Raw genomic sequence first — 3,671 nt, 5'->3', positions numbered from 1 at the left:
AAGTCACTGACCGAGGTCGTCGTGCTCTTCGGCTTGGTGGTGACGGTCTTGTCGGACGGGGTCAGCACCTCGGCCTGCTTGAGGTCCAGCTGCGCCGTGATCCGGGCCGTGAAGACCCGTGAGCCCACCTTGATGTCGAAGTCCCGGCCCGCGCCCCGCAGCAGCCCGGTCCGCAGCTTGACGAACTCCTCCACCGCGCTGAGCTGCTTCAGCTCCAAGGTGGTGGCGCCCAGGGACTGCAACCGCTTGCTCAGCGCATCGCGGACGGCGGCACCGGCGGTGCCCTCGGTGAAGTCGCCGTACACCAGCTCCCGGTTCTTGAGCTTGGTGATCTCCGCGGCGGGAAGGTCCGGCTTGAGCGCGCCGGTGGCGACTCCCATCGCCCCCCGCAGGAACGGGTCGTTCTGCTCCTGTGAGGGTGTCTCCAGCGGATCGTGGCGATCGGGCAGTTCGGGCACGGTGAGCGGGCCCTGCGACACGGTGGAATGCCGGTTGGAATTGGTGTGGGGCTGCGTCGGGTGGTGCGCGGGTCCGGTCGGCTGGTGAACAGGACCCGTCGGGTGGGGGGTGGGCTGATGCGCGGTCGGATTGTGCTGGGTCGGGTGGTTCGGGTCGTGACTGGTGCCCGGGATATCGCCGCCGTCGTGGTGCGTGGTCTTGAACAGCACCGCGGTGGGGGTGTTCCGCAGCTCGGCCCACTCCGCGTCCGTGAGCTGCGGCGGGTTCGACTGCTCACCCTCGGCGTCGAACATGAGGGCCCACACCGGGCCGGGGTCCTTGGCGTCGGACGGGAAGCCACCCTCGGTGATCTTCTTGTGAGGTACGTCGACGGCGATGAGGGTCCCGTCGTGGTTGACCAGGTTGTAGGCGTGGCCCTCGGGGTTGCCGGGGGTACGGCTGACGAACACGATCGCCGAGGCGCCGGGGCCGAGATCCTTGATCTGCTGGGCGACCTTCTTGAGGGCGGGTTCGCCGACGCCCATGGTGGACGCGGCGGCGTTCAGCGCGTTCTGGGCGATGGTGGCGTGGCTCCAGTCCTTGTTCGCCAGGGACGTGGAGTCGAAGCCGCGGATGTCGGCCTTGGTCGCCGCGTTGAAGGTGGCGTAGAAGGCGAGGGCGGCGATCACACAGTTGTCGTCGAAGTTGCTGCGCACGAGGTCGATGGGCGCCTCGGGCCCGAAGGCGCGGTCCAGCCACTGCTGAGGGTTCTCGAAGGCGCGGGTCCCGTCGTCCTTGAAGAGGGCGCTGACCGGGATGATCCGCTGGGCTGTCTCATTCTTGTCGAACTGGGTGACCAGGTCGTTCACGCCGCGCACGGGAGCGTCGAGGAGGGAGTCCAGGTCGCCCAACCTGGGCTTGACCACGTCCTCCAGGTACGTCGCCTCGATCTGCCTCAGCCGGGCGGGCAGTGGCTTCATCGAGGTCTTCGCCGTGGCCTTGCGGTAGGCGTCGTCCAGTGCGTCCCTGGTCTGAGTGGTCAGGTCCTGCCGGAATCCGTCCACGAGACCACGGTCGACGGGGAGGTTCTGGGCTGTCCGGTCGGTCACGACCGCCTCGATGGCCGTGTCGATCAACCGCTCGGCGCGGACCATGCTGGCACCGACCTTCAGTGCCCGGTTGGTCTCCTTGGTGACCTCCGAGGTGAGCCGGTTGCCCGCCTTCGGGTCGTCCAGGGAGCGCGGGTCGCCCATGAACAGGTTGTCCGCCACGGTCCGGACCAGGGCGCCGTGGTCGAGACCGACCGCTTTCTGCATCTCCTGTTCCGACATGTCATGGGTGAGGGTCCGCTTGACTCCGGCGGCCAGGTTCTCGGCGGTCGTGGTCGCCGCCTTGACCGCCGCCTCGTACGTCCGGGCGAGTTCCAGGGCGTGCTTGATGCGGGGCTTGGGTTCGCCGACGTCGAAGAGCCGGTCCAGGATCGCGTGCGCGCTCTGCCGTAGCGAAGTGTTGTCGTTCCCGTCCTCGTCCGTCAGCGGGACGTAACTGTTGAGGTACGACTCCAGTCTGCTGTGGGCCGTCGGCCTCGGCTCGACGCCCTGAGTGCCGGGGGCGGGGCGGGGCGGGATCTGCGGGGGCGCATCGTCCGGGTCGGTGTGGGTCTCCGTGTTGTCCGTGGCGGTGAGGGTGGTGGGCGTGGGGACCGTGGGCTGTAGGAACCCGGACTGCGGAGTCGTGGGCTCCGGAGTAGTGCGCTCCGGCGTGGTGGACTCCGAAGTCGTGGAGTCCGGGTTCATGACCATCAGGGTCCTGGGCGCCGGAGGCAGGAAGGAGTTCAGCACGGCGGTGATCTCGCCGGGGATTGCCTTACTGAAGTCCCTCCGGAACTGCTTCCAGGCCAGACTGCTGCCGGCGCCCGACGCGTCCTCGGGAGTGTGCTCCTTGAGCAGTTCCATGGCCCTGGTCCGCAGGTCGGTCCTCACCTGCTCGACCGTGGCCGCGGGTACCTGACGGCCGGTCACGGTGAGCTGCTGGACCGCCTCGGAGACCGCACGCGACACATCGTTCAGGATGTCGCCGATCAGCGCCAAGTCCTGGTCGGTCTTGGTGTCCAGCTCTTCGAGAACCTGGTTGGCCCGGTCGTAGCGGTCGCTTGCCAGGAGCGACTGGGGGGAGGAGAAGGTGCCCTCCAGCAGCGACTGGGTGAAGTGCGTGTAGAAGCGCGGAAGCAGTGCCTGGGCCATCGCCCCGGCGGTCGCGGGATGCAGGTTCCGCGCCGACAGCCAGATCTGGACCTTGTTGTAGAAGTTCGTGTACGCCTCGTTCGCTGCCCAGGTCTCGAACATCGCCGCGTTCACGATGACGTCCATCGCGATCCCGTCGGTGCCCTGTTCCTGCTCCAGGACGTTCTCCAGAATGTAGTGCGCGCGGTCGGCCACGGTGGCGAGATCATGCCCGGCGGTCATGATCTGCCGGCCCAGTCCGTTCTGGATCTGCTCGTTCAGCTGGTCGTGTACCGCGTCCCAGTCGAGCACCTTGTGGACCGTGCCGGCGATGGGGGGCAGCACGTCCCGGTGGAGCCAGGGCAACACGTTGTGCGTGTCCTGGCTGCGCACCACCTGCCCATGCTCACTGAAATGGTTCTCCACCATCTCGTGGTACTGGTCCCGGACCTCTTGCGCCGAACGGTGGTCCCTGGGCTCCCCACGAGCCACCAGAGCCTTGTTGACCGCGTCCTCGACCTTCTGGTGGGCGATGGCCTTGTACGTGAGCATCTCCGCCGTCAGATGAGTCGGCTGGCCGGTGATCATCCGCAACTTGGTGAGCTGCTGGTTGGCCATCTTTGTGATGTGCTGGTGGAGGTAGCCGCTTTCGGCGCTCAGTTTCACCAGTGTGGGCGGCGAAAGGTACTGGGTGAGCTGCCGTTGACGCGTGTCCAGGTCAGGGATTCTGCCGTCGCTGGACCCCGAGGAGCGGTCCGAGGAGGTGCGGAGGGGCTCGATCAGGTCCGAGGTGTCGGTCAGGACCGGCTTCCTGCGCGTCGGCATCTGCGCCGGATCGCTGCTGCTGACGGTGAGGAACTCCAGCGCGTTCGCCGCGTCCCGGAACTGCTTCCACTCCGTGTCGGTGAGCTGCGGCGCCTTCTGGTTGCCGTCGGCGTCGAGGACGATCGCCCACACCCGGCCCGGGTCGTCGCCGTACAGGGGGCTGTTCTCGTCGGACGTGGCGTTGTT

At 67.4% G+C, this 3,671-nt stretch carries 1 protein-coding gene; it reads right to left on the bottom strand.

Annotated features, from left to right (window positions below):
- Window positions 1-3,671 (bottom strand): toxin glutamine deamidase domain-containing protein (locus AB0D49_RS41700; RefSeq protein WP_362769499.1); only part of this gene is annotated, 3,671 nt, incomplete at both ends.

Source organism: Streptomyces sp. NPDC048290, assembly GCF_040652095.1.
Classification (GTDB): Bacteria; Actinomycetota; Actinomycetes; order Streptomycetales; family Streptomycetaceae; genus Streptomyces.
Note: the sequence above shows the minus strand (reverse complement) of the source record. Positions and strands in the feature narration are given on the sequence as shown.